Source organism: Pseudomonas sp. 313, assembly GCF_000316965.1.
In the GTDB taxonomy this organism is placed as follows: Bacteria; Pseudomonadota; Gammaproteobacteria; order Pseudomonadales; family Pseudomonadaceae; genus Chryseomonas; species Chryseomonas benzopyrenica.
In genome coordinates, this window is the sequence record NZ_ANBZ01000023.1 from 50,626 (window position 1) to 75,122 (window position 24,497).

At 64.5% G+C, this 24,497-nt stretch carries 22 protein-coding genes and 1 pseudogene; 11 read left to right on the plus strand and 12 right to left on the minus strand.

The window, feature by feature from the left end; all coding sequences use genetic code 11:
* Window positions 1-2: 2 nt before the first annotated feature.
* Together C722_RS0103155 and C722_RS0103160 are read right to left on the minus strand one after the other, a co-directional pair.
* A complete protein-coding gene (locus C722_RS0103155; RefSeq protein WP_017639108.1) occupies window positions 3-1,166 on the minus strand; it encodes an MFS transporter in 1,164 nt (387 codons plus the stop codon).
* A 16-nt stretch (window positions 1,167-1,182) separates the two neighbouring features.
* Window positions 1,183-1,473, minus strand: coding sequence for a helix-turn-helix transcriptional regulator (locus tag C722_RS0103160; protein ID WP_017639109.1), 291 nt, complete (start codon window positions 1,471-1,473; stop codon window positions 1,183-1,185).
* Between the two features lie 167 nt (window positions 1,474-1,640).
* Between C722_RS0103160 and C722_RS0103165 the strand changes: the two are divergent.
* From C722_RS0103165 to C722_RS0103180, 4 genes and pseudogenes are all read left to right on the plus strand, one after another.
* Window positions 1,641-2,386: pseudogene (locus C722_RS0103165) on the plus strand (OmpA family protein).
* Between the two features lie 250 nt (window positions 2,387-2,636).
* Complete coding sequence (locus tag C722_RS0103170; protein ID WP_173150037.1) at window positions 2,637-4,775, plus strand: bifunctional diguanylate cyclase/phosphodiesterase; 2,139 nt, start codon at window positions 2,637-2,639, stop codon at window positions 4,773-4,775.
* A gap of 158 nt (window positions 4,776-4,933) precedes the next feature.
* Window positions 4,934-6,088 carry a phosphatidylserine/phosphatidylglycerophosphate/cardiolipin synthase family protein gene (locus C722_RS0103175; protein WP_017639112.1) on the plus strand — a complete coding sequence of 385 codons (1,155 nt, stop codon included), beginning with the start codon at window positions 4,934-4,936 and terminating at the stop codon, window positions 6,086-6,088.
* A 95-nt stretch (window positions 6,089-6,183) separates the two neighbouring features.
* Window positions 6,184-7,488: an acyltransferase gene (locus C722_RS0103180; RefSeq protein WP_026083613.1), complete on the plus strand. Its 1,305-nt coding sequence runs from the start codon at window positions 6,184-6,186 to the stop codon at window positions 7,486-7,488.
* Here the strand turns inward: C722_RS0103180 and C722_RS0103185 are convergent.
* Both C722_RS0103185 and C722_RS0103190 read right to left on the minus strand, forming a co-directional pair.
* Window positions 7,463-7,831 carry a putative quinol monooxygenase gene (locus C722_RS0103185; protein ID WP_017639114.1) on the minus strand — a complete coding sequence of 123 codons (369 nt, stop codon included), beginning with the start codon at window positions 7,829-7,831 and terminating at the stop codon, window positions 7,463-7,465. The two genes, C722_RS0103180 and C722_RS0103185, sit on opposite strands and share 26 nt — an antisense overlap.
* Window positions 7,832-7,904: 73 nt before the next feature.
* Window positions 7,905-8,306 carry a ketosteroid isomerase-related protein gene (locus C722_RS0103190; RefSeq protein ID WP_017639115.1) on the minus strand — a complete coding sequence of 134 codons (402 nt, stop codon included), beginning with the start codon at window positions 8,304-8,306 and terminating at the stop codon, window positions 7,905-7,907.
* Between the two features lie 105 nt (window positions 8,307-8,411).
* Between C722_RS0103190 and C722_RS0103195 the strand changes: the two genes are divergently transcribed.
* Both C722_RS0103195 and C722_RS0103200 read left to right on the plus strand, forming a co-directional pair.
* Window positions 8,412-8,999: a GNAT family N-acetyltransferase gene (locus C722_RS0103195; protein ID WP_017639116.1), complete on the plus strand. Its 588-nt coding sequence runs from the start codon at window positions 8,412-8,414 to the stop codon at window positions 8,997-8,999.
* The gene (locus tag C722_RS0103200; protein ID WP_017639117.1) at window positions 8,996-9,880 is read left to right on the plus strand and encodes a carbon-nitrogen hydrolase family protein; all 885 of its coding nucleotides are present in this window, start codon (window positions 8,996-8,998) and stop codon (window positions 9,878-9,880) included. The genes C722_RS0103195 and C722_RS0103200 overlap by 4 nt, the downstream gene beginning before the upstream one ends.
* Window positions 9,881-9,926: 46 nt before the next feature.
* Here C722_RS0103200 and C722_RS0103205 read toward each other — a convergent pair whose 3' ends face one another.
* The 5 genes from C722_RS0103205 to yaaA all read right to left on the minus strand — a co-directional run bounded on the left by C722_RS0103205 (window position 9,927) and on the right by yaaA (window position 16,297).
* Window positions 9,927-11,447 carry a fumarate hydratase gene (locus C722_RS0103205; RefSeq protein WP_017639118.1) on the minus strand — a complete coding sequence of 507 codons (1,521 nt, stop codon included), beginning with the start codon at window positions 11,445-11,447 and terminating at the stop codon, window positions 9,927-9,929.
* Between the two features lie 230 nt (window positions 11,448-11,677).
* Entirely contained in the window at window positions 11,678-12,652 is a 975-nt protein-coding gene (locus C722_RS0103215) for a D-glycerate dehydrogenase (RefSeq protein ID WP_026083614.1), read from the minus strand.
* 25 nt (window positions 12,653-12,677) lie between these two features.
* Window positions 12,678-13,541 (minus strand): TIGR01459 family HAD-type hydrolase, encoded by an 864-nt coding sequence (locus C722_RS0103220; protein ID WP_017639121.1) that lies wholly within the window; start codon window positions 13,539-13,541, stop codon window positions 12,678-12,680.
* Window positions 13,542-13,658: 117 nt separating this feature from the next.
* Window positions 13,659-15,119 (minus strand): mannose-1-phosphate guanylyltransferase/mannose-6-phosphate isomerase, encoded by a 1,461-nt coding sequence (locus tag C722_RS0103225; protein ID WP_017639122.1) that lies wholly within the window; start codon window positions 15,117-15,119, stop codon window positions 13,659-13,661.
* A gap of 398 nt (window positions 15,120-15,517) precedes the next feature.
* Window positions 15,518-16,297 (minus strand): peroxide stress protein YaaA, encoded by a 780-nt coding sequence (gene yaaA, locus C722_RS0103230; RefSeq protein ID WP_017639123.1) that lies wholly within the window; start codon window positions 16,295-16,297, stop codon window positions 15,518-15,520.
* Window positions 16,298-16,651: 354 nt separating this feature from the next.
* Between yaaA and C722_RS0103235 the strand changes: the two genes are divergently transcribed.
* The 4 genes from C722_RS0103235 (at window position 16,652) to moaE (ending at window position 19,455) form a co-directional block, all read left to right on the plus strand.
* On the plus strand, window positions 16,652-18,043 hold the full coding sequence (locus tag C722_RS0103235) for a PhoH family protein (RefSeq protein WP_017639124.1): 1,392 nt from the start codon (window positions 16,652-16,654) through the stop codon (window positions 18,041-18,043).
* Window positions 18,044-18,272: 229 nt separating this feature from the next.
* On the plus strand, window positions 18,273-18,752 hold the full coding sequence (moaC, locus tag C722_RS0103240) for a cyclic pyranopterin monophosphate synthase MoaC (RefSeq protein WP_017639125.1): 480 nt from the start codon (window positions 18,273-18,275) through the stop codon (window positions 18,750-18,752).
* Entirely contained in the window at window positions 18,749-19,000 is a 252-nt protein-coding gene (locus C722_RS0103245) for a MoaD/ThiS family protein (RefSeq protein ID WP_017639126.1), read from the plus strand. The genes moaC and C722_RS0103245 overlap by 4 nt, the downstream gene beginning before the upstream one ends.
* Window positions 19,001-19,002: 2 nt before the next feature.
* On the plus strand, window positions 19,003-19,455 hold the full coding sequence (gene moaE, locus C722_RS0103250) for a molybdopterin synthase catalytic subunit MoaE (RefSeq protein ID WP_017639127.1): 453 nt from the start codon (window positions 19,003-19,005) through the stop codon (window positions 19,453-19,455).
* A gap of 252 nt (window positions 19,456-19,707) precedes the next feature.
* On the opposite strand, the gene rhlB is transcribed toward moaE, so the two are convergent.
* From rhlB to C722_RS0103265, 3 genes are all read right to left on the minus strand, one after another.
* Complete coding sequence (rhlB, locus tag C722_RS0103255; RefSeq protein WP_017639128.1) at window positions 19,708-21,186, minus strand: ATP-dependent RNA helicase RhlB; 1,479 nt, start codon at window positions 21,184-21,186, stop codon at window positions 19,708-19,710.
* A 95-nt stretch (window positions 21,187-21,281) separates the two neighbouring features.
* The gene (locus tag C722_RS0103260; protein WP_037063028.1) at window positions 21,282-22,232 is read right to left on the minus strand and encodes a GGDEF domain-containing protein; all 951 of its coding nucleotides are present in this window, start codon (window positions 22,230-22,232) and stop codon (window positions 21,282-21,284) included.
* Between the two features lie 199 nt (window positions 22,233-22,431).
* A complete protein-coding gene (locus C722_RS0103265; RefSeq protein ID WP_017639130.1) occupies window positions 22,432-23,076 on the minus strand; it encodes an alpha/beta hydrolase in 645 nt (214 codons plus the stop codon).
* Window positions 23,077-23,459: 383 nt separating this feature from the next.
* Here C722_RS0103265 and C722_RS0103270 point away from each other — a divergent pair, with 383 nt between their 5' ends.
* Window positions 23,460-24,488, plus strand: a complete 1,029-nt coding sequence (locus tag C722_RS0103270) for an amino acid ABC transporter substrate-binding protein (RefSeq protein WP_017639131.1) — start codon at window positions 23,460-23,462, stop codon at window positions 24,486-24,488.
* The last annotated feature ends 9 nt before the right edge of the window (window positions 24,489-24,497 follow it).

Sequence of the window (24,497 nt, forward strand, 5' to 3'; positions counted from 1 at the left end):
GATTAGCTGGCGGTCGCCAGGCCGCTCTTGCGGGCCTGGCTGGCGGTCAGCAGGGTGGCGATGAGGGCCAGCAGGGCGAGCCCGCTGGCGGCGAGGGGTACCGCGGTAAGACCCAGACCGTGGTCGATCACCAGGCCGCCGACCCAGGCGCCAAGGGCATTGCCCACGTTGAAGGCGCCGATGTTGAGGGTCGAGACCAGATTCGGCGCGTCCTTGCCAAAGGTGACCACGTTGATCTGCAGGGCCGGTACGGCGGCGAAGGCGGCCGCGGCCCAGAGGAAGAGGGTGATCTCGGCGGGCAGGAAGGCCTGGCCGGTCCAGCGCAGGGCGGCGGAGGTCAGCGCCAGGGCGACGAAGATGCCCACCAGGCTGGTGGCCAGGCGCCAGTCGGCCAGCCGACCGCCGATGAAGTTGCCCAGGGTCAGGCCCAGGCCGATCAACAGCAGGGTGCCGGTGACGCCACGGGGCGAGACGCCGGTGACCTCCTGCAGCAGCGGCGCGACATAGGTGAAGAGGGCGAACATGGAGGCCGCAAAGAACACTGTCATCGACAGCGCCAACCAGAAGCCCAGGCCGCGCAGGGCGAGCAACTCCCGGCGCAGATCGGCGCGCGGCTGGTTGCGATCGGTGGGCAGGACCCGCCAGAGACCGATCAGGGCGACCACGCCGATCGCCACCACCGCCCAGAAGGTCGAACGCCAGCCGGCGGCCTGGCCGAGGGCGGTGCCCAGGGGCACGCCCAGCACATTGGCCAGGGTCAGGCCGGTGAACATCAGGGCCACCGCCGAGGCGCGGCGATTCTCCGGCACCAGGCTCGCGGCCACCACAGCGCCAATGCCAAAGAAGGCACCGTGGCAGAGCGCCGTGACCACCCGGGCCAGCATCAGCATGTTGTAGCCACTGGCCACCGCGCAGAGCAGGTTGCCGACGATGAAGATGCCCATCAGGGCGAGGAGGGCGCGCTTGCGCGGCCAGTGGGCCGTGGCCAGCGCCATGAAGGGCGCGCCGACGGCCACACCCAGGGCATAGCCGGTGACCAGCCAGCCGGCGCTGGGGATGGACACGCCGAGATCGGCGGCGACGTTGGGCAGCAGCCCCATGATGACGAATTCGGTGGTGCCGATGGCGAAAGCGCTCAGCGCCAGCACGATGAGAGAAGCGGGCATCAGGATTCCTTGCAGACTAGAGGTCGCGGGCGAGACGTTGCAGAAAGGCCTGAATGGCGGCCTCGTCGCGTTGGTAGAACACCCATTGGCCGATGCGCCGCGTGGTGACCAGGCCGGCCCGGGTCAATACCGCCAGATGCGCCGAGACCGTGGACTGCGACAGGCCGGCGCGTGCCTCGATCTGCCCGGCGCAGACGCCCGTCCCCAGGTCGTGTTCCTGGTGCGGAAAATACTGCTGGGGATCACGCAGCCAGCCCAGGATCTGACAGCGCAGGGGATTAGCCAGGGCCTTGAGGATCTCGTCCATCGCAGTCGTATCGTCATATTGGGTTGCACCGAACCTTAGATCGCAAAAAATCGATATGCAAGCTATCTATCTTCGATTCTGGCTATCGTGGGCTTAGAGGCTCACTATCGCGATAAGTGTCCGTGGCTACCGCCTCGTTCAGTTGCGATTCAGATCACATAGCTAGAATTGCCAGGAGCGGCCCTGTCCGCCGCGATGGATTTCAAGGAGTAAAGACATGGCGCTGCCCACCCGTATCCTTCTCGCCAGCCTGGCCCTGGCCACCCTGGCTGGATGCGCATCCCCCAATCCCTACGAAAACCAGGGTCAGGTCAGCGGTGGTACCTCCAAGACCGCCAAGTACGGCGGCCTAGGTGCCTTGGCCGGTGCCGTCGCCGGTGCCGCCATCGATCACAACCACCGAGGCAAGGGCGCGCTGATCGGCGCCGCTGCGGTGGGCGCAGCCGCTGCCGGCTACGGTTACTACGCCGATCGCCAGGAAGCCGAATTGCGTCGGCAGATGGAAAATACCGGTGTCGAGGTGCAGCGTCAGGGCGATGACATCAAGCTGATCATGCCGGGCAACATCACCTTCGCCACCGATTCCGCCGATATCGCCAACAGCTTCTACAAGCCGCTGAACGATCTGGCCAATTCCTTCAAGCAGTTCGATCAGAACAGCATCGAGATCGTCGGCTACACCGACAGCACTGGCAGCCGCGCCCACAACGTCGAACTGTCCCAGCGCCGCGCCCAGAATGTCGCCGGCTACCTGACCGCCCAGGGCGTACCCACGGCGCGGTTGAGCACCCGTGGCGCCGGTCCAGATGCGCCCATCGCCACCAACGCCACCGCCGATGGCCGGGCGCAGAATCGCCGCGTCGAGGTCAATCTGCGTCCTCTGCCCGGCGCCACTGGCACCCCCGCGCAGTAACAACCGCTCGTCGCCCGCGACCCGCAGTTTCCGCACCTTGGTGAAGGGTTGCGGAAACTGCTTTTTCGTTTTGCGCTCTGATAGACGTCGCGAAGGGTCCCTCCTGGCAAATTGCAGGCGGCAGACGCCAGTCCGGCTGCTACGCTAGTAGGGTTGGAGCGACACATCGCATAACGGACACGAAGGGAAGGGGTAGCCAGCCGCGCATGGCTGCTGCACGGCGGCAGACGCCGCGGGGAGAAGAGGCTTGATGGAGTGCCCGTTGCCGCAGACAGAACAAGGCCCGGTGTTGCTGGTGGTCGACGACCGCCAGGAGAACCTGTTCGCCATGCAGGCCGTACTGGAGGTCGGGAACTGGCGGGTGATCACCGCCGCCTCGGGTGAGCGTGCCCTGCAATACCTGCTGGACGAAACCGTGGACCTGGTCCTGCTCGACGTCCAGATGCCGATCATGGACGGCTTCGAGGTGGCGCGCATCATGCGCAGCAACCTGCGCACCCGCTTCACGCCGATCATCTTCGTCTCCGCTGAAGCCCACTCCTACGAATCGGTGCTGCGTGGCTATGCCACCGGTGCGGTGGACTACCTGCTCAAGCCCGTCGATCCCAACATCCTCAGGCACAAAGTACGCTCGCTGCTCGATCACGAGCGCAATCGCCGCGAGTTGCTGCAGGCCACCCAGCAACTGGAGCTGGCCAAGTCGTTCAGCGACTCGCTGCTCGACAACGCCGCCGAGGGCATCCTCACCGTCAACGAGCAGGGTCGGGTGACCTTCGCCAACGCCGCCATCGCCCGCATGCTCAGGTGCAGCGTCAGCGACCTGGTACACGCCAACTTTCTCGACTTCCTCGAAGGCGGCAGCGGTCTCGATGACTGGCAGACCTCGCCTTTCATGGAGCACTACGACCGCCGCGAGACCTATCGCCTGCACGACGCGCGCCTACGTACCAATCGCGGCGACAGCCTGCCGGTGGCGCTGTCCTGTGCGCCGCTGCCACGCATGCAACGGGCCATGGTCATCATCGCCCTGGACATGTCGCGCATGCGCGAGTTGCAGGACCAATTGGAATCCCAGGCCGTCACCGATGCCCTGACCGGCCTGCTCAATCGCCGCGGCTTCAACCAGACGCTGGAAGCGGCGCTGGCGCGTAGCGGCCGCAACGGCAAGCGCATGGCCGTGCTCTACATCGATCTCGATGGCTTCAAGCGCATCAACGATTCCCTCGGCCACGAAGCGGGTGACCGGGTGCTGTGCATCGTCGCCGAGCAGCTCAAGAGCTGCATGCGGCCCTACGACATCCTGGCGCGCATGGGCGGCGACGAATTCACCGCACTGCTCGATTCCCTGGAGCATCCCGAGGATGCCGCCCGGGTCGCCGAAAAGCTGCTGGAGTTGCTGGCCACGGTGCATCGCATCGACGGCATGGAGGTCAGCCTGGGCGCCAGCATCGGCATCGCCAGCTATCCCGACTGCGGCCACACCGTGGACGGCCTGCTGAGATCCGCCGACATCGCCATGTACGAGGCCAAGCGTGGCGGTCGTCAGCAATACCGTTTCTTCTCGCCGGAAATGAATGGCCGTGCCCGTTCCCGGCTGATGCTCGAAGAAAGCGTGCGCAATGCCATCGACAACAAGGATTTCGTCCTCGCCTACCAGCCGCAGGTCTATCTGCGTGACGGTCGCCTGCGTGGCTTCGAGGCGCTGCTGCGCTGGGAGCACACGGTGGCCGGCAAGGTCTCGCCCAGCGTCTTCATCCCGCTGCTGGAAGAGACCCGGCTGATCAACCGCATCGGTGACTGGATCTTCCGCGAAGGCGCGACCAAGCTGCAGTCCCTGCAGGAGATCTATGGCGACGAACTGCTGCTGAGCATCAACCTCAGCCCGGTGCAATTCGGCATGCCGCAACTGACGGAGAGTCTGCGCCAGATCATCGAGACCCACCAGCTGCGGCCGGAGCAGCTGGAAATCGAGGTGACCGAGTCGGCGCTGATGCACGACATCGACTACACCCGGGCGCAGCTGTCACAACTGCGCGCGCTGGGCGTGCGTATCGCGGTGGACGACTTCGGCACCGGCTATTCTTCGCTGGCCTATCTGCGTCACTTCGAACTGGATACCCTCAAGATCGATCAGCTGTTCATTGCCAACATGCTGGATTCCTCGCGCGATGCCGCCATCGTCAGCACCATCCTCGAACTGGGCCGCAACCTGGATCTGGAGGTCATCGCCGAAGGGGTGGAGACCCTGGAACAGCGCGATTGGCTGCTTGAGCATGGTTGCGAGATCATGCAGGGCTTCCTGGTTTCCCGGCCATTGAGCGCCGAGCTGACCGGACGCTTCCCGCAGCAGGTGGACTGGATCTCCCGGCGCCCCGAGCCGACGCTCTAGGCGCGCCGCCGTCCATCGGCGCAGGTCGTCGGGCAGGCGGCGTGCCAGGGCTGGCGAGACTTCCCAGGCCGGCACTCGCCAGCCAAACCACGACCGCCACTGAACGAACCTTCGTCCGCGCCTTCTTATGCAATGGCCACAGGCACGGAGTAGGAAGCATGCGGGGCGCCGTCTTTCCATGGCGGGAAAACAACAGGTTCGAATTGCTGGTGGACGGCGGTCGGTTCTTTCCGGCCATGCTCGAATCCATCGCTGGTGCCAGTCGCCAGATCGATGTCGAACTCTATCTGGTGGAAGCCGGCAGTTGCTCCGAGCAGCTGCTCGTGGCGCTGACCGAGGCGGCCCGTCGGGGCGTCGTGGTGCGCTGCCTGTTCGACGGCTTCGGTACCCTGCGGATGGACGCCGGTTTGCGCCGCCAGCTGGAAGAGGCGGGCGCCGAGCTGCGGCTCTTCAATCCCGTGCGCTTCGGCCATGGCTTGCACAACCTGCACCGCGATCATCGCAAGATCTTCGTCATCGACGGCGAAGAGGCCTTTGTCGGTGGCAGCGGCGCGACCGATGACTTCTGGGATCCGGCCAAGAGCGACTGCAACTGGCACGAGGTGATGGTGCGTATCCAGGGTCCGCTGGTGGCGGACTGGCTGGCCCTGTTCGAGCGGCAATGGGAAGCGGTCCGTCGCCGCCGCGCCTGGAAGCCGCGACCGCGGCGGGGACGCGAGCGTCCACCGCCGCCGCCCGTTGCCCAGGAAGGGCAGGGCCGGGTTGCCTATGCCGATGCCCGCCAGCACCGCGACATCCTGCAGGCGCTGATCCGCGCCCTGGTGGGTGGTCAGGAGCGCATCTGGTTCGCCACACCCTATTTTCTGCCGACCTGGCGCGTGCGCTGGGCCTTGCGGCGCGCGGCGCGGCGCGGCGTCGACGTGCGCCTGTTGCTCACCGGTCGCCATACCGACAATCCGCCGGTGCGCTTCGCCGGGCAGCGCTACTACCGCAGCCTGTTGCGCGCGGGCGTGCGCATCTACGAATACCAGCCCAGGTTCATCCACGCCAAGATGGTACTGGTGGACCACTGGGTTAGCGTTGGCTCCTGCAATTTCGATCACTGGAATCTGAGATTCAACCTGGAGGCCAATGTCGAGGCGGTGGATCGTGGTCTGAGCCAGGCGGTGGCGGCCAGCTTCGTCAAGGATTTCGCCCAGAGCCGCGAGATCACCCTGGAATTCTGGCGCAGTCGTCCCTGGTGGCGACGGGCGCGTGAGTGGCTGTGGGGTTCGCTGGATCGCCTGGTGATCGGTGTACTGGGGCGCGGTTAGCAGCCCTGGTGGTCAGGTGCGGGTAACATAACCGATCCGGTGCAGGTAGGCCGGACCCATCGTCCCGCGGACGAGGCCAGACGAGTAACGCCTTAGTGCAGACTTTAGATAAACACCGCTTCATCGGTCTGGAGTGGCTCAGGTTCCTGATGGGTTTCTATGTGGTCGTCTACCACACCATCCATTTCTATCCCGAGCGCAAGACCATCCCCCTGCTGGACGAGATCACCAGTATGGGCTTCTTCGCCACCAGCACCTTCTTCGTGCTCTCCGGCTTTCTGCTCGCCCATGTCTATTGCGGCCGTGGCAGCCTGCGCGAGCCGGCGCGCAGCTTCTGGGTCAAGAGATTCGCCAACCTCTATCCGATCCATATCTTCGCGCTGCTGCTGGCGATGGCGGTGGTGACCTGGATCGGCAGCCTCGGCATACCGCCGGGTGCAGCCACGGCCAGCATCCGCTTCGTGGTGTTCGACACCAACGAGCCCCTGGCACGGACCAACCCCGAGCTGTTCCAGCACTTCATGACCAACGTGGAGCTGGCCTTCAACGCCGTGCTGCAACTGTTCATGCTGCAGGCCTGGAATCCCTACTATCTCACCTTCAATGCGCCGCTCTGGTCGATCTCGGCGCTGTTCTTCTTCTATCTGACCTTTCCCAAGCTGGCACCGCGGCTGATGACCAGCGAACGTCCCTGGCAGCTGTTGCTGCTGGTCTGGGCGCTCTATCTGATCCCGCCGCTGCTGGTGATCGCCAACCAGAACTACGGCATGCCTTTCACCGGCCTCCTGCAGCGGGTGCCCTTGTTCCGTTTGCCGGAGTTTCTCGCCGGCATCCTGCTGTATGCCATCTTTCGCCGCCAGTACGAGCGAGGCTGGGCACCGTCGGAGCGGCAGCGGGTGCTCTTGGCGAGCTACCTGGTCCTGAGCTTCGCCCTGGGTACGGCACTGTTCACCCATGGGCCCAAGTTCTGGTACTTCCTGTTCCATAACGGCCTGTTCCTGCCGTCACAGCTGATCCTGGTCTACCTGGCCGCGCTGGCTCAGGAGCCGGCCAGTGAGCGCATCCGTCACTGGTCACCGCGGCTGGGCGCGGCCTCGCTGTCGATGTTCGCCCTGCACGTGCCCCTGTCGGGCATCTACATGACCCTGGAGCAGTTGATCGGCGGCGATCTTAAAGCCTGTCTCAGCGGTAATCGCGAGGTCTGCATCGCCGCCGCCGGGGCCTATACCAATTCCATCGAATGGTATTGGCTGTTCCTGCTGGCGGTGGTGGTGCTCTGCGTGCTGTTCCAGGAGCGGCTGGTGGTGCCGACCCGCAAGCGCATTCTCAAGGTGCTGCTGCCGCGTCTGGCGCCGCCGCAGAAGCCACCCCAGGCTAGCGGCGGAAGCCTGCGGCCATGACGAAGAAGCGGGCGTTCAGCGCCGCCAGCGGCTCGCGTAGCTGCTCCAGCTGATCGGCCGCGCCGAATACCTCGAAGCGCTCCAGGGTGGCGATGGCCTGGGCCTGTTCCAGCAGATCGCCGACGTTGTCCAGGTGGGCCAGCAGCGCCTGGGCATCGCGGTAGCCCTCGCGGCAACGCGCTGTGGCGCCGTCGTAGCAGAAACCGTAGTAGAGGCAGCCGGGTTCGCTCTGGGTGCGCTGCAGCATGGCCTCGCCCAGGCGCTTGAAGGCCTCGACCTGATCGGGCTGGATGGCGAAGACGGGGGCCAGGCTGCAGACGGAATCGCTGGGAAGGGTGGGCATGGAAACTCCTGGGTCAGGGGTGGTCTCCATGCGACTCCTGCCGGCGGGCAGTGCTCCCGTCAACTGACGGACGTCAGCCGCCGACCTGGGCGATCCAGTCGTTGAGGTTGTAGTAGTTGGTCACCCGCGCCACCTTGCCGTCGCGGATCTCGAAGAAGGCCCCCACCGGCAGGCGATAGGTCTGGCCGCTGGCCGGTGGCAGGCCTTCGTCGCTGGCCAGGTACTCGCCATGGATGACGAATTCGGCGGCGGCGCGGCGCCCGCTGGGTTCGGCCATAACGACCAAATCGGTCAGGCGTTCGCGATAGCAGCGATTCATGTGCGCCATGAAGGCTGCGAAGGCGGCCTTGCCCACCTGACGCTCGCCCTGGTTGATGTCGTGGACCACATCCTCGGTGAGCAACTCCAGAAAGATGTCCATATCGCCGGCATTGAAGGCGGCGTAGTAGGCGTCGATGAGGTCGGTCGTGGTCATGGCGGTTCCTGTCGTGGACGAAAAAATGGCTTTGCCCGCACATGGTAGGGTGCCGCTACGAGGCCGACATAGCCATTCACGTCTCCTGCTTAACCAGAAGAGTCCATGGACATCCAACTCCTCCACGGCGCTGCCATCACCCCGCTGATTCCCGAACTCGCCGAATTGCGCATCGCGGTCTTTCGCGAGTTTCCCTATCTCTACGACGGCACTCTGGACTACGAGTCCCGCTATCTGCAGACCTATGCGGAGGCGCCGGACAGCCTTTGCGTGTTGGTTCGCGATGCCGGGCGGGTGGTGGGTGCCGCGACCGCCTTGCCGCTGGCGGACGAGACCGCGGAGTTCCAGCAGCCCTTCCGCGCCCAGGGCTGGCCGGTGGAACGGATCTACTACTTCGGTGAATCCCTCTTGCTGCCGGCCTATCGGGGCCAGGGATTCGGCCGGCGCTTCTTTGCCGAGCGCGAGGCGCGGGCCCGGCAATTGGGGCGCTTCACCTGGTGCGCCTTCTGCGCCGTGCAGCGCCCGGATGACCATCCGCGCCGTCCAGTAGGTTATCGACCTCTGCACGGCCTCTGGCATGGCGAGGGCTTCGTCGAGCATCCGAAATTGCTGACCCACTACTTCTGGCAGGATCTCGACGAGATGGCCGAATCGCCCAAACCCATGACCTTCTGGCTCAAGGAGTTGCCATGATCCGCCTGGCCGCCTGCCAATACGCCATCGAATTGCTGGAGACCTGGGACGCCTATGCCGCGCACCTCACAGAACTCTGCGAGGCCGCCGCCGCCAGGGGTAGCCAACTCCTGCTGCTGCCCGAATACGCCGGCCTGGTGCTCAGCGGTCAGCTGCCTCCTGGCGAGCGCAGCGACCTGCAGGGCTCCATTGCCGGCATCCAGCCTTTGATCCCGGCCTGGCGCGCGCTCTGCGAAGACCTCGCGCGCCGGTTGCAGCTCTACCTGCAACCCGGCTCGTTGCCGGTCCTCGACGACGACGGCCGGTATCGCAACCGGGCCTGGCTGTTTGGTCCCGAAGGCTGCCTGGGCTATCAGGACAAGCTGATGATGACCCGCTTCGAGCGGGAAGAGTGGAACATCGTCGGAGGGCGCGAGGGCTTGCGGACGTTCGATACGGCCCTAGGTCGAGTGGGCGTCCTGATCTGCTACGACAGCGAATTCCCGCTGCTGGGCCGTCATCTGGCCGAAGCGGGCGCGGACCTGATCCTGGTACCGAGTTGCACCGATACCGTCGCCGGCTTTCACCGAGTGCGGGTCGGTGCCCAGGCCCGGGCGCTGGAAAACCAGGTCGCCGTCTTGCAGTCGCCGACGGTGGGTTTGGCACCCTGGTCGCCGGCATTGGACGAAAATGTCGGCCGGGCAGGCCTCTTCGTCCCTCCTGATCGTGGCATGCCTGCGGACGGGGTGGTCGCCCAGAGTAGCGAACTCTGTCCCGCCCTCAGTCAGTGGCTGTATGCCGATCTCGATCTGGAGGAGGTGCGACGCGTCAGGTCCCACGGCCAGGTGTTCATCCGCCGTGACTGGCTGGAGCAGTGGCAAGTACTGGAACCCAGGCGCTGAACGAGAAAAGCCCAGCACTGGGCTGGGCTTTTTCGTGGGGCGGAACCTAGATCTCGACGGCAAGGCTGTCGGCGATCTTCTTCTGCCACAGCTGCGGACCGGTGATGTGCACCGATTCGCCACGGGTGTCCACGGCCACGGTCACCGGCATGTCCTTCACCTCGAACTCATAGATGGCTTCCATCCCCAGTTCCGGGAAGGCCAGCACCTGGGCGCCCTTGATGGCCTGGGCCACCAGGTAGGCGGCGCCGCCCACGGCCATCAGGTAGACCGCCTTGTGGTCCTTGATCGCCTCGATGGCGATGGGACCGCGCTCGGACTTGCCGATCATGCCCAGCAGGCCGGTCTGGTCGAGGATCTGGCGGGTGAACTTGTCCATGCGGGTCGCCGTGGTAGGACCGGCCGGGCCGACCACCTCGTCGCCCACCGGATCGACCGGGCCGACGTAGTAGATGAAGCGGCCCTTAAGGTCCACCGGCAGCGACTCGCCCTTGTTGAGCATGTCGACCATGCGCTTGTGGGCGGCATCGCGACCGGTGAGCATCTTGCCGTTGAGCAGCACGGTCTCGCCCGGCTGCCAGCTCTGCACCTCTTCCGGGGTCAGGGTGTCGAGGTCGACGCGACGAGCGCTCGGACCGGCTTCCCAGACGATTTCCGGATAGGCGTCCAGCGGCGGGGCTTCCAGGCTGGCGGGGCCGGAGCCGTCGAGCACGAAGTGGGCGTGACGGGTGGCGGCGCAGTTGGGGATCATGCACACCGGCAGGGAGGCGGCGTGGGTCGGGTAATCCTTGATCTTGACGTCCAGTACCGTGGTCAGGCCGCCCAGGCCCTGGGCACCGATGCCCAGCTGGTTGACCTTGTCGAAGATCTCCAGGCGCAGCTCTTCCAGACGATTCTGCGGGCCGCGGGCCTTGAGCTCATGGATGTCGATCTCGTCCATCAGCGATTCCTTGGCCAGTACCGCGGCCTTCTCGGCGGTGCCGCCGATGCCGATGCCCAGCATGCCCGGCGGGCACCAGCCGGCGCCCATGGTCGGCACGGTCTTGAGCACCCAGTCGACGATGGAGTCGGACGGATTGAGCATGGCCATCTTCGACTTGTTCTCGGAGCCGCCGCCCTTGGCCGCGACGTCGATCTCCACGGTGTTGCCGGGAACGATCTGGTAGTGGATCACCGCCGGGGTGTTGTCCTTGGTGTTCTTGCGGGCACCGGCCGGGTCGGCCAGGATCGAGGCGCGCAAGACGTTTTCCGGCAGGTTGTAGGCGCGACGGACGCCCTCGTTGATCATCTCGTCCAGGCTCAGGGTGGCGCCGTCCCAGCGCACGTCCATGCCGACCTTGGCGAAGACGGTGACGATGCCGGTGTCCTGGCAGATCGGCCGGTGGCCGGTGGCGCACATCCGCGAGTTGATCAGGATCTGGGCGATGGAGTCGCGCGCGGCGGCGGATTCTTCGCGCAGATAGGCCTCGTGCATGGCCTGGATGAAGTCGACGGGGTGGTAATAGGAGATGAACTGCAGGGCGTCGGCAACGCTCTGGATCAGGTCATCCTGCTTGATCACGGTCATGTACGCGCTCCTCTTGGCGGTTTCTTGCGTCTCGACCACGGGCGGTGGCGAGACGGGCGCGCAATTCGGGTCGCACGAACCGGGCCGCGAAGGGGCCCGATCGGAGGGGTGGCCTGACACACTGAGAGAGGCCCACCCGGCCAGGGCGGCCGACCCGAGAGCGGCGCGGCAGTATAGCCTTTAAGCGGCCGGACGGCACGCCGCCTGGGCTGGCGGTGGGCGATCAGCGCCTAGCGGCGGTCCAGGGCCGCCGGATTGACCAGATCGGTCGGCTGCTTGCCTTCGAGGGCAGCGATCAGGTTGTTCACCGCGCGTTCGGCCATGGCGTAGCGGGTCTCGTGGGTGGCCGAGCCGATGTGCGGCAGGGTCACCACATTGGGCAGCTCGAACAGCGGCGAGGCCTCCAGCGGTTCGCGGGTATAGACGTCCAGGCCCGCGCCACGGATCTGGCCACTGCGCAGCGCCTCGATCAGCGCCGCCTCGTCGATGACCGGGCCGCGCGCCAGGTTGATCAGGATGGCGCTGGACTTCATCAGGCCCAACTCGCGTGCCCCTATGAGTCCTTCGGTGGCCGCCGACAGGGGCACCACCAGGCAGACGAAGTCGGCTTCGCTGAGCAGCTCGTCCAGCTCGCGGCGCTGGGCACCCATCTGCTCTTCCAGCTCGGGCTTGGCGCTGTTGGCGGTGTAGAGGATCGGCATGTCGAAGCCGAAATGGCCACGCTTGGCAATGGCGGCGCCGATGCGACCGGCCCCGACGATGCCCAGGGTGCGGCCATGGATGTCGGTGCCGAAATGCTCTTCGCCGATGCCCTTGCGCCAGAGGCCGGCCTTGACGAAGGCGTCCAGCTCCGGCACTCGTCGGGCGGCGCTCATCAGCAGGGTGAAGCCCAGGTCGGCGGTGGTGTCGGTCAATACGTCAGGGGTGTTGGTGAGCAGGATGCCGCGCTTGGTCAGGTAGTCCACGTCATAGCTGTCGTAGCCGACCGAAACGCTGGCGATGGCTTCCAGGGTGGTGGCCATCTCCAGTTCCTGCTCGCCGAGCTTGCGACTGGCGCCGATCAGGCCTTGGGCCTTGGCCGCGGAGGCGGCGAAGAGGTCGATGTTGGCACTGAAGGGGATCACCTCGACCGTGAAGTGCTGGCGCAGACGCTCCACCAGTTCTTCGGGCAGGCGGTTGAAGACCATTACGTGCTTCTTACTCATCGATACCTCGGCGTACGGAAAAGGATTAGGCCAGACCGGCCGCGGCGAAGCGCGGGCGCTCGGGATGTTGCCTGAGCAGCGGCTCGAGACCCTCGCGGGTCGGCTCCTGGTTGAAGCCCAGCCCAAGCGCCTCGCGGTGGATGCCAGTTGTGGCCAGCCAGAGGCAGTCGATACCTGCCGCCACTGCACCGGGCACATCGGTCACCAGGGAGTCGCCGACGAACAGCAGGTGCCTGGCACCCCGTTCGGCCAGCGCCCCTGCCGCGCAATGGAAGGCATAGGGATCGGGCTTGCCATACCAGGTGACCGTGCCACCCAGGGCGGCGAAACGATCGGCCAGCTTGCCGGCCGCATAGAAGGGTAGACCCCCGGACACCACGTTACGATCCGGGTTGGCGCAGAGAAAAGGCTTGTCCAGGGCAGTCGCCAAGGGCGCGAAGCGGGTCTCCAGCTCGTCTTCCGGAAAGCTGCCGACGCCGAGGATGATGGCGGCCTGGTCGATATCCTCGACGAAGCGCTCGCGGATCTCCGCGGGCCAGCCGACCTGGCCGGTGCCAGGGCCGGACAGGTAGATGCCGCCTTCGCGAAATTGCGGATCCTGCTGAAAGGCGTCGATGGCCAACTGGCCCGAGGTGGTGATGCCGGCGAAGAGGTCGCGCGACACGCCCAGCTTGCCCAGCTCTTCGACCATGCCGTCTGCATCGCGGGAGGCATTGCTGAGGAACCACACCGGCTTGCCCTCGGCGGCGCGACGCTCCAGCCAGGCGCGGGCACCGGGAAAGGTCTCGTAGCCGTCGATCAGAACGCCCCAGAGGTCGAGGATGAAGCCGTCGTAGGCGGCCAGCGCCTCGTCCAGTTGAGCGAGGCGGAGCAGGGTGGGAGCGGTCATGCGGCGGATCCGATGGCGAAAAGGGGAAACGACAAGCCTAACCCGTTTTGCCGAGCGGCTGCCGAAAACACAGACACCGGCCTGAGCCGGTGTCTGTTTGGTGCCTGTTGGCAGTGCTTAGCGCGTGGGCGCCTTGCCGGCCTTGGCGACTTCCAGGGCCTGGGTGTCGACGCGGCCGTAGATGTCTTCGAAGCGGACGATGTCGTCTTCGCCCAGGTAGCCACCGGACTGCACTTCGATCAGCTCCAGCGGTACCTTGCCGGGGTTGGCCAGGCGGTGCACGGAGGTCATCGGCAGGTAGGTGGACTGGTTCTCGGTCAGCAGGAAGACCTTGTCGTCACAGGTGACCTCGGCAGTACCGGAGACCACGATCCAGTGCTCGGCACGGTGGTGGTGCATCTGCAGCGACAGCTGGGCGCCCGGCTTGACGGTGATGCGCTTGACCTGGAAGCGCTGGCCCATGTCGATGGAGTCGTAGGAACCCCAGGGACGGAAGACTTCCTGGTGGGCCTTGACCTCGTTGCGATTCTGCTTCTCGAGGGTGTTGACCAGCTTCTTGACGTCCTGGACCTTGTCCTTGTGGGCGATCATGACGGCGTCCTTGGTTTCCACCACGACCACGTCGTCCAGACCGACCAGGGTCACCAGCTTGCCATTGCCGTGCACCAGGCAGTTGCGGCTGTCATGCAGGACGACGTCGCCCTTGATGACGTTGCCGTTGCTGTCCTTGGCATGGACGTCCCACAGCGCGGACCAGGAGCCGACATCGTTCCAGCCGGCGCTCATGGGCACCACGCAGGCGCGGGTGGTCTTTTCCATCACGGCGTAGTCGATGGAGTTGTCCGGGCAGACGGCGAAGGTGGCGGCATCGATGCTGATGTTGATGCCGTCGATGCTGCTGCGCTCTAGCGCCAGCAGGCAGGTGTCATAGATGTCGGTGTCGTGCTTCTTCAGTTCTTCCAGGAAACGGCTGGCGCGGAACAGGAAGATGCCGCTGTTCCAGCAGTAGTCGCCGGAAGCCACGTATTCGGTGGCGGTGACGGCGTCGGGCTTCTCGACGAAGCGCTCGACGTGGGACACGCCCTGGGGCAGGCCATCGTTGGAACCGGTCTTGATGTAGCCGTAGCCGGTCTCGGGCGCGGTGGCCGGAATGCCGAACAGCACCATCTCGCCACGCTCGGCGGCGGCGGCGGCCTGTTGCAGGGCGGCCTTGAACTGGGCTTCGTCCTCGATCACGTGATCGGCGGGCAGCACCAGCATCAGGTCGTCCTTGCCGTCAGCGACCAGTTGCATGGCGGCGATGGCCACGGCCGGGGCAGTGTTGCGACCGAAGGGCTCCATGATCAGCGCCTGGGGCTTGCACTCGACGGCCTTGAGCTGCTCTTCCACCAGATAGCGGTGTTCGGCGTTGCAGACGATGATGGGGCAATCGATGCTGCCCTCGCAGCCCAGGCGATTGATAGTCTCCTGGAACATGGTCTGTTCGCTGGTCAGGGCCAGGAACTGCTTGGGGTAGAGCTTGCGCGAGAGGGGCCAGAGTCGCGAGCCGCTACCACCGGACAGGATGACGGGAATCATGGGCGTTACTCCTTCAGCGTCTGCTGATTTGTGGCCGCTGTCCCTGAGGTCGGGACGAAGCGTCCATGCTTCGAAAAGATCAACCGGCCGAAGCGTCGACCGGTACAAATTGAACGTGCGGACTGATTGCCATTGGCCATCATGGCCTAGGGCAAGGACCAGACAAAGACAGAATCAAACGAAAGTGGTTCTCAGCAAAATTTCCTTTTTCCGGAAAGGCAGCGATTTTGAGACGTCTGGCAACTTTTCTTGCCTGAAGCATCTCCGCTACGGGGCTGAAACCTTTTTTATTGGAGGGAGATGACAGTCTTTCACGGATGGCAGGCGTCGAATGTGACCCTCTAGCCAGTTCGGTGGCCCAGCATGCGGGCAATTGTGCCATCCGTCGATTCGCCCGGCTAATCCGGCGGTGTATCGCGCAGGAACACCAGCGTGTCGGCCGAGGAGCGCTCGGTCGAGTAGCGATAGCCCTGGTCACCGAACTCGCGCAACTCGTCCACCGTGGAGACGCGCTGCTTGATCACGTGCCGCGCCATCAGGCCGCGCGCCTTCTTGGCGTAGAAACTGATGATCTTGTAGTCGCCATTCTTGAGATCGCGAAATTCCACATCCACGACGCGGGCCTGCAGGCGCGCCCGGCGCACCGCGCTGAAATATTCGTTCGAGGCCAGATTCAGCAGGACGTCGTCCCCCTGGGCCGCGAGATCCGCCTTGAGCCAGTCGCTGATACGCTCGCCCCAGAAGGCATAGAGATCCTTGCCGCGCGGATTGGCGAACTTGGTGCCCATTTCCAGGCGATAGGGCTGCATCAGGTCCAGCGGGCGCAGCAGGCCGTAAAGACCGGACAGCATGCGTAGGTGGCGCTGGGCGAAATCGAAGTCGTCTTCCTGGAAATCCTCGGCGGCAAGGCCGGTGTAGACGTCACCCTTGAACGCCAGCAGCGCCTGCTTGGCATTCTCCGGCGTGAAATCCGGGGTCCAGCTGCCGAAGCGGGCGACATTGAGGGTGGCGATCTTGTCGGACACCCCCATGAGCGCGGCGACCTCTGCCGGGGCGAGCTGGCGAAGTCCGTCGATCAGTTCGCGGGAGTGCTCCAGGTATTGCGGCAGGGTATGGCGGGACGTGCTGGGCGGTGTGCTGTAGTCCAGCGTCTTGGCGGGGGAAATCACCATCAGCATCGGCTTGGCTCCTCTGGGCGAGGCGCCATTCTAGAAGTCTCCGCCGCTCGGCTCCAGTGGGCCTTGCCGATGGAGTCGATAGGTATTGACCACGGTCTCGGGGCGAGGTTGCCGGGTCGGGCGGCAACATCGACAGCTCCGTGAAAAAAATTGGATGCGGCCAAAAAAAGCTTTTGTGCCTCAGGTCTTTTGCGTTATTACCGAAGTGTCCGTCGCATCTCTCGGGTCCCGTGCCCTCATGTTGGCCGGTCCGTGAACCCGCTGCTGGAGCGACGGCACCTTTCGCCGCGGAGCGTCGTTCTGGCGCTCCGTCGACAGGCTTGCGAGTCAAGCGTTTCTACGAGGTGACCGAGTATGGATGATCACGGACGTTCCCGCCCCACCCAGCCCACCCTCTATGTGCTCGACACCAACGTACTGATCCACGATCCCAACGCGCTGCTCAATTTCGAGGAGCATCACGTCGCCATCCCCATGACGGTCCTGGAGGAACTCGACAAGCTCAAGACCGGCAAGCACAACGTTGCCGCCGAATGCCGGCAGGCGATCCGCCTGATCGACAGCGTGCTCGCCGAATCCTCGCCCGAGGACGTCGAGCGGGGCGTACCCATTCCCCGCGGCAAGGGCGAGGCCAAGGGGCGACTGTCCATCCTCATGGGCCGCCGCGCCGGCCCCATGGCCTGCCTGCCCGACGACATCAACGACAACCGCATCATCAACCAGCTCGTCGAATTGCGCACCCAGCATCCCCAGGAGCGGGTGGTGCTGGTCACCAAGGACATCAACATGCGCCTCAAGGCGCGTGGTTGCGGCATCGCCGCCGAGGACTACCAGACCGACCAGTTGCTCGATGATGTCTCCCTGCTGTCCCAGGGTTATCACAACCTGCCGGGGTCCTTCTGGGACAACGTGAGCAAGGTGGAAAGCCGGCAGGAGCTGGGCCGGGTCTGGCACCGGGTGCAGCTGTCGGCCGAAATGCCGCCGTTCAACGTCAATGACTTCGTGCTCGACGAGCAGGGCTTCGTCGGCTGGGTCAAGGCGGTGCGTGACGGCGAGGTGATCCTGCTCGACATGCACCAGGAGCCCCTGATGCACCAGGAAGCCTGGGGACTGAAGCCGCGGGACATCTACCAAGCGCTGGCGCTGTTCGCCCTGCTGGAGCCGGATATCCACCTGGTCAACCTGACCGGTGCGGCGGGTTCGGGCAAGACCATCCTGGCGCTGGCCGCGGCCATCGAGCAGACCATGGTCACCAAGAGATACCGGCGGATCATCGCCACCCGCAGCGTCCAGGGCCTGGACGAGGACATCGGCTTCCTGCCCGGGACCGAGGCCGAGAAGATGGAGCCCTGGCTGGGCGCCATCACCGACAACCTCGAAGCCCTGCACATGGACGACCACAACCCCCACGGCAGCGTGGACTACATCCTCAGCAAGGTGCCGTTGCAGTTCAAATCGCTGAACTACATCCGCGGTCGCAGCTTCCAGCAGAGTCTGATCCTCATCGACGAATGCCAGAACCTCACGCCACACCAGATGAAGACCATCATCACCCGCGCCGGTAGCGGCTCCAAGGTGATCTGTCTGGGCAACCTGGCGCAGATCGATACGCCTTACCTTTCCGCCACCAGCTCGGGTCTCACCTACCTGTCCGAGCGCTTCAAGGGCTTCAACCACGGAGTGCACATCACCCTGCAGGGCGTACCCCGGTCCATCCTCGCCGAATACGCAGAGTCCCATCTGTAAGTGCTAGGGCTTGTCTGAAAAGTAGCCGAGCGAAGGTCAGGCAAGGCAAAAATCCGTGAGGAAGCGGAGTTTACGAGTGGTAAATGAGCATTCCGAACGGATTGTTAACGCAGCATGACCGAGCGCAGGCACTTTTTAGACACAGCCCACGATCCCCGTCTGGTCACGGGCGGGGATCAAATCCCTAGCCGCAGGTCTACAATGGCAGGTCCTTTCCAGGAGTCATGCCGTGCTGACCCATCTCGATTCCCAAGGCCGTGCCAACATGGTCGATGTCACCGACAAGCAGGTGACCTTCCGTGAAGCCACCGCCGAAGCCCGGGTGCGCATGCGTCCGGAAACCCTCGACCTGATCCAGAGCGGCGGCCACCCCAAGGGCGATGTCTTCGCTGTGGCCCGTATCGCCGGCATCCAGGCGGCCAAGAAGACCGCCGATCTCATCCCGCTCTGCCATCCGCTGATGCTGACCGGCGTCAAGGTCCAGCTGGCCGCGGAAGCGCCCGATGCGGTGCGGATCACCGCCACCTGCAAGCTGTCCGGGCAGACCGGGGTGGAGATGGAGGCCCTGACCGCAGCCAGTGTCGCGGCCCTGACCCTTTACGACATGTGCAAGGCGGTCGATCGGGGCATGACCATCGAGGCGGTACGCCTGCTGGAAAAGAACGGCGGCAAGAGTGGCCACTTCCGCGCCAAGGAGCAGCCGGCATGATCCGCGTGCAATTCTTCGCCCGCTATCGCGAGGTGCTGGGTCTCGCCGAGGACAGTCTGGCCTGGGAGCCTGATCTGGCCACCGTTGGCGACCTGCGCGAGCACCTGGTCCAGCGCGGTGGAATCTGGACCGAGACTCTGGGCGAGCGCGGTCTCATGTGCGCCCGCAATGAAGAACTCTGCGGGCTGGCCGAGCCGCTGCGCGATGGCGACGAAGTCGCCTTCTTTCCCACCGTGACCGGAGGCTAGGCATGGCCATTCGTGTACAGGCTGCGGCTTTCGATCCTGGCCAGGAGCTCAATGCCCTGCATGCCGCCAACACCGGCATCGGTGCCGTGGTGGGTTTCGTCGGTTATGTACGGGACTTCAACGCTGGGCGCGACGTCGGCGGGCTGTTCCTCGAGCACTTTCCCGGCATGACCGAGAAGGCCCTGGCGCGCATCGTCGAAGAGGCGAATCAGCGCTGGCCGCTGCTTAACGTCGATATCCTGCATCGCATCGGTCGCCTGGAGCCGGGCGAACCCATCGTCTTCGTCGGTACCGCCAGCGCCCATCGCCAGGCGGCCTTCGAGGCCTGCAATTTCGTGATGGACTATCTCAAGACCCGCGCACCCTTCTGGAAGAAGGAGGACACATCCGAGGGCCCGCGCTGGGTGGAGGGGCGTGCCAGCGACCAAGACGCCGCGGGGCGTTGGACGACGTAGGGGAAAACCGCACAGCGTTTTCCACGTAGTGCTCCGGCTGTTGGTGGATGAGGCTGCGCCGTCATCCACTCTAGGACCTATCTTGTAGGAGCGACTGGCTTATCGCAGTCATGACCATGATAGACCGTAGGTTGGGTTGAGACGGTTCCATCGTCGAAGCCCAACAGTGGCGGCCCTCGAGGCAATGTTGGGCTTCGCTGCGCTCAGCCCAACCTACCGCGGCCCATAGGAGCCGTGGTGGGGCAGCGCTACTCAGCGCTGCCGCGGGACGGGCTTGAGCAACTCGGCTGGCGGCATCTCGCAACCGATCTTGCGCCCCAGCAGGGTTTCGATGGGCGGCAGGGCGAAGGCGTCGTCCTCACCGGCGAAGCTGATGGAGGTACCGCTGGCGCCGGCGCGACCGGTACGACCGATGCGGTGCACGTAGTCGTCCGGGTCTTCCGGCAGGGTGAAGTTGATCACGTGGCTGATGCCGTCGACGTGAATGCCGCGACCGGCCACGTCGGTGGCCACCAGCACGCGGATCTTGCCGGCGCGGAAGCCTTCCAGGGTCTTGATGCGCTTGTGCTGGGGCACATCGCCGGACATCTGGGCGGCGCTGATGCCGTCCTTGGTCAGGCGTTCTTCGATGCGGCGCACCTCGTCGCGACGGTTGGCGAACACCATCACCCGCTCCCAGTTGTTCTGGGCGACCAGGTTGTAGAGCAGGCGATACTTGTCGCTGGAGGACACGGCGTAGACGTGCTGCTCGACGGTATCGCTGGCCACGCTTTCCGGCTCGATCTCGACGATGGCCGGATCGGTGGTCCACTGCCGTGCCAGGTTCATCACGTCATCGGTGAAGGTGGCGGAGAACAGCAGGGTCTGGCGTTCGCTCTTGGGCGGCGTCTGGCGGATGATCTGGCGGACCTGGGGGATGAAGCCCATGTCCAGCATGCGGTCGGCCTCGTCCAGCACCATCACCTCGACCATGTCCAGGTGCACCTCACCGCGCTGGTTGAAGTCCAGCAGACGGCCGGGGGTGGCGACCAGGATGTCGCAATAGCGTGCTTCGAGCTGCTTGAGCTGCTTGTCGAAGTCCATGCCGCCGACAAAGCTCATGACGTTCAGGCCGGTGTACTTGGCCAGATCCAGGGCGTCGTTGGCGATCTGCACTACCAGCTCGCGGGTTGGCGCGATGATCAGTGCCCGCGGCTCACCCATGTACCTTTCCTTGGGCGGCGGGGTGGTCAGCAGCTGGGTGATCGTCGAGATCAGGAAGGCAGCGGTCTTGCCGGTGCCGGTCTGCGCACGGCCAATGGCGTCCTTGCCCTTGAGGGTAAAGCCCAGTACTTCCGCCTGGATCGGCGTGCAGTAGGGAAAGCCAAGGTCATGGATGCCGTGCATCAGGCGCGGATCCAGCTTGAAGTCGTGGAAGCGCGTCTTGCCTTCCTGCGGCTCGACCGCGAAGTCTTCCAGCTTCCAGGTGTCAACCGGCTTGGGCTTGCGCGGGCTGCGCTCACGACGCGGCTTGGCAGCCTTGTCCGCCTGAGGGCGGGGCTCCTGGGCGCGGGCTTCGTTCTGGTTCCGGGGTTTGCGTGGCGGCCGCTCGACCTGGGGCTCGAGTGCGGCCGGGGCGGGAGCGGAGGGAGCTGCGGGAGCGACGCTGGGAGTAGCTTGGGGCGCAGGAGAGGGGGTCGGCTGAGCGACCTCCTGATCCTTGCCCAGAAATTTTTTGAGTGCCTTGAGCACGGAGGGTCTCGATCATCGAAAGCGGAATGAGACCGCAGTGTAAAGCAACCGACGTGCCCGGCAACAACTACCTGCCGAACACGGGCGCAATCGGATCAGCCGCTGATCCGATTGCGCCCGGCATTCTTGGCCTGATAGAGCGACTTGTCCGCGCGCCCGACCAGTTCGTCCAGGGAATCGGCCTTGCGCATCTGCGCCAGGCCAATCGACACGGTGACGCCCGGTAGCTTGCCGCAGGGCGAATAGAAATCCTTGATCTCCGCCAGGCTCTGGCGCAGGCGCTCGGCAATGGCGATCGCCTCGTCGCGATCGATTTCCGGCAACAGGATGACGAACTCCTCGCCCCCATAGCGCGCCATGCTGTCCTTGGGTCTCAACTGGTCGCGCAGGGTATTGGCGACCAGGCACAGGGCATAGTCGCCCGCCAGATGACCATGGGTGTCGTTGTAGCGCTTGAAGTGATCGACATCCAGCATCAGCAGGCTCAGGGGCTGCCGATTGAAGGCGCAACGGGTGCTCTCGCGCTCGAACAGCTGCTCGAGGCGCCGCCGATTGAACAGGCCGGTCAGCGTATCGACATTGGCGTTGCGTTCGGTGTCGACGATGAGCTGGTTGCCACGGCGCATCCGCTCACAGAGGATGCCGAGCAAGTTGTGCATGGCCTTGGAAGAACGCTCGATCAGCTCCAGCACCAGGTCGCGATGCAGGCAAAGCACCTGGGTGTCGGCTTCGGCGATGACGTGGGCGCTGGGCCGCTCGTTGTCCATGAAGCTGATCTCGCCCGAGCATTCGCCTGGGCCGAGCAGATAGATGGGCGGATTTTCCGGCGAGCCCAGGTGGACTCGCAGGCGACCTTCCAGGATGAGGTACATGTACTGGTTGATCATGGCGGGCGAGAGCAGGCACTCACCGGCGACCAGGCTACGGGTGGCCGAGCGGGCGATCAGGGCTTCCAGCAGGTAGGTCTCCACGCCCTTGAACAGGCGCAGGTCCTTCAGGGAAGCGACCGGTACTTCGGCCAGCCAGGCCGACAAGGGGGCAGCCATCAAAGGATCACCCCGGGGGCTGAAAGGAAAACTCGGGCCATAGCTGCTCCATGCACATCACGACCTTCAGGCACCCCTACTGGACCGGATGGGTACCTCAAAGTTCGTTCGCTTGGCCCTGTCCGGGCCTCCATTCGTGCCCGGATTCCGCAAACTGTCGACCGGTTTCCAAAAACGCAACGGCTCGGCGATTCGGTCTTTATTTTCCGCCGAGACGTGCCAGCAGCCAGCCCTGAATATCCTGGATTTCCGCGGGAATGACCTCGTGGCGCATGGGATAGCTGTGCCAGAGCGCTTCCACGCCGGCGGCCACCAGCGCCTCGTAGGCAGCGCGCCCCAGGGCCAGGGGTACCACGTCATCCTGGTCGCCATGCAGGCACAGCACCGGGGTGGCACCACCGCGGTTGACCTGGGCGTCTTCGAAGCTGGGCGCATAGGTCGATAGCGCCATGACGCCACCCAGGGTGGGGCAGGCGGTGTTGTAGGCGGTATGCAGAACCACGGCGCCCCCCTGGGAGAAGCCGGCCAGCACGATGCGTTCGGCAGGAATGCCCTGGGCCTGCTGGGTCTCGATCAGCGCCTGCACCGTGGCGGCCGATGCATCCAGCTGAGCGCGGTCGATGGCCCGGGCCGGATTCATGGCCAGGATGTCGTACCAGGAGGGCATGGCCCAGCCACCATTGATGGTGACCGCCTGGGTCGGTGCCTGAGGCAGGACGAAGCGGGTTGTGGTCAGGGTGCGCTGCAACAATTCGGCAACGGGTTCGAAGTCATGCTGGGTGGCTCCCAGGCCATGCAACCAAATGACGCAGCTATCGGCGGTTCCGCTGGGCGATTCCAGCACAAGAGGCGAATTTTCCAAGGCTTTGCTCCAGTTTGGTGCCACTAAAAATGGGTGTGGTAACAGATGGTGCACAAAATGCGTGTCGCATTTTCGTAATTTATTCGTCCGGCTTTTTGCTCGAAGTCTCGCGATTGCCGGGTTTGAGCCAAGTGAGCTTCTGTCGCATTCACTGGTCCGCAAATTGCCTCATCTAGGCTGCGGCCAGGTAGTGCACTAACAGGTAACACTGACTCACTGCTTCGTCATGCCTTCCAGTGCGTCTCCTTCTTCCCTTGATGAAGGACGCCCAGGGATCGGGTGGGCGGGTTCCACGGCAATCAGGCGAGAGACATCGTGCTGCCGTGCAACTGGAACGTAATTCATAAACAAAGTGGAGCTTATCGATGAAGATGGTGAAGTCTACCCTGGCAATTCTGACCACCGCCGCTGCTCTTGGCCTGTCCGGCATGGCTCACGCAGGCGCTACCCTGGATGCGGTGAAGAACAAAGGTTTCGTGCAATGCGGCGTCAGCGATGGCCTGCCGGGCTTCTCCTTCACCGACTCCAAGGGTGACTACAAGGGCATTGACGTCGACGTCTGCCGCGCCGTGGCCGCTGCAGTCTTCGGTGACTCCACCAAGGTTCGCTTCACTCCCCTGACCGCCAAGGAGCGTTTCACCGCGCTGCAATCCGGCGAGATCGACGTGCTGTCGCGCAACACCACCTGGACCAGCTCCCGCGATGGCGGCATGGGTCTGATCTTCGCCGGCGTCACCTACTATGACGGCCAGGGCTTCCTGGTGAGCAATAAGCTGGGTGTGAAGAGCGCCAAGGAACTGGACGGCGCCACCGTGTGCATCCAGGCCGGTACCACCACCGAACTCAACCTGGCCGACTACTTCCGTTCCAACGGCATGAAGTTCACCCCCATCACCTACAGCACCTCGGACGAGAGCGCCAAGTCGCTGGAAGCCGGTCGTTGCGACGTCCTGACCTCCGACCAGTCGCAGCTGTACGCCCAGCGCAACAAGCTGTCCAAGCCCGACGACTACGTCGTGCTGCCCGAGGTGATCTCCAAGGAGCCGCTGGCACCGGCCGTGCGGCGTGGCGACGAAGACTGGCTGACCGTGGTCAAGTGGTCGCTGTTCGCCATGGTCAACGCCGAAGAGCTGGGTCTGACCTCCGCCAACGTCGAAGCCCAGGCCAAGGACTCCAAGAACCCTGACGTGCGTCGTCTGCTCGGCGCCGATGGCGAATTCGGTAAGGATCTGAAGCTGCCGAAGGACTGGGCGGTGAAGATCGTCAAGCAGGTGGGCAACTACGGCGAAGTCTTCGAGCGCAACGTCGGCATGGGCAGCGACCTGAAGATCAAGCGGGGCCTCAACGCCCTGTGGAATGCAGGCGGTCTGCAGTACGCCCCGCCGGTCCGTTGATCTCGGCGC

Bases quoted from the DNA above. Each gene is read 5' to 3' on its own strand.
- C722_RS0103155 (WP_017639108.1), bottom strand. From the start codon at position 1,166: ATGCCCGCTTCTCTCATCGTGCTGGCGCTGAGCGCTTTCGCCATCGGC.
- C722_RS0103160 (WP_017639109.1), bottom strand. From the start codon at position 1,473: ATGGACGAGATCCTCAAGGCCCTGGCTAATCCCCTGCGCTGTCAGATC.
- C722_RS0103170 (WP_173150037.1), top strand. From the start codon at position 2,637: ATGGAGTGCCCGTTGCCGCAGACAGAACAAGGCCCGGTGTTGCTGGTG.
- C722_RS0103175 (WP_017639112.1), top strand. From the start codon at position 4,934: ATGCGGGGCGCCGTCTTTCCATGGCGGGAAAACAACAGGTTCGAATTG.
- C722_RS0103185 (WP_017639114.1), bottom strand. From the start codon at position 7,831: ATGCCCACCCTTCCCAGCGATTCCGTCTGCAGCCTGGCCCCCGTCTTC.
- C722_RS0103190 (WP_017639115.1), bottom strand. From the start codon at position 8,306: ATGACCACGACCGACCTCATCGACGCCTACTACGCCGCCTTCAATGCC.
- C722_RS0103195 (WP_017639116.1), top strand. From the start codon at position 8,412: ATGGACATCCAACTCCTCCACGGCGCTGCCATCACCCCGCTGATTCCC.
- C722_RS0103200 (WP_017639117.1), top strand. From the start codon at position 8,996: ATGATCCGCCTGGCCGCCTGCCAATACGCCATCGAATTGCTGGAGACC.
- C722_RS0103205 (WP_017639118.1), bottom strand. From the start codon at position 11,447: ATGACCGTGATCAAGCAGGATGACCTGATCCAGAGCGTTGCCGACGCC.
- C722_RS0103215 (WP_026083614.1), bottom strand. From the start codon at position 12,652: ATGAGTAAGAAGCACGTAATGGTCTTCAACCGCCTGCCCGAAGAACTG.
- C722_RS0103220 (WP_017639121.1), bottom strand. From the start codon at position 13,541: ATGACCGCTCCCACCCTGCTCCGCCTCGCTCAACTGGACGAGGCGCTG.
- C722_RS0103225 (WP_017639122.1), bottom strand. From the start codon at position 15,119: ATGATTCCCGTCATCCTGTCCGGTGGTAGCGGCTCGCGACTCTGGCCC.
- yaaA (WP_017639123.1), bottom strand. From the start codon at position 16,297: ATGCTGATGGTGATTTCCCCCGCCAAGACGCTGGACTACAGCACACCG.
- C722_RS0103235 (WP_017639124.1), top strand. From the start codon at position 16,652: ATGGATGATCACGGACGTTCCCGCCCCACCCAGCCCACCCTCTATGTG.
- C722_RS0103245 (WP_017639126.1), top strand. From the start codon at position 18,749: ATGATCCGCGTGCAATTCTTCGCCCGCTATCGCGAGGTGCTGGGTCTC.
- moaE (WP_017639127.1), top strand. From the start codon at position 19,003: ATGGCCATTCGTGTACAGGCTGCGGCTTTCGATCCTGGCCAGGAGCTC.
- C722_RS0103260 (WP_037063028.1), bottom strand. From the start codon at position 22,232: ATGGCTGCCCCCTTGTCGGCCTGGCTGGCCGAAGTACCGGTCGCTTCC.
- C722_RS0103270 (WP_017639131.1), top strand. From the start codon at position 23,460: ATGAAGATGGTGAAGTCTACCCTGGCAATTCTGACCACCGCCGCTGCT.